Raw genomic sequence first — 234 nt, 5'->3', positions numbered from 1 at the left:
CCGCACCAGGATATTGAGACCATTGTTGTTTAAATGCTTCAAAAGCAGTATGACAAGCTTTAAGTGATGTTGCCCCATAAACCTTTCTTAATGAAGAAGTAAAAGCTTTATAGTCTTTACTTGGTACGTATTTAATAGAATTTCTAACTAAATGTACAATACATCTTTGAACAATTGTTTTAGGAAAAATAGCCTTAACTCCGGATTCTAAGCCAGAAACACCATCCATAGATA

General features: G+C 33.3%; 1 protein-coding gene. It reads right to left on the bottom strand.

The window, feature by feature from the left end; all coding sequences use genetic code 11:
• On the bottom strand, positions 1-234 hold a 234-nt coding region (locus LQ611_RS14060), incomplete at both ends, for a transposase (RefSeq protein ID WP_239709682.1).

The sequence above is a fragment of the Mammaliicoccus sp. L-M44 genome, assembly GCF_022386355.1.
In the GTDB taxonomy this organism is placed as follows: domain Bacteria; phylum Bacillota; class Bacilli; order Staphylococcales; family Staphylococcaceae; genus Mammaliicoccus; species Mammaliicoccus sciuri_A.
This window is presented reverse-complemented; position numbering and strand designations above follow the sequence as displayed.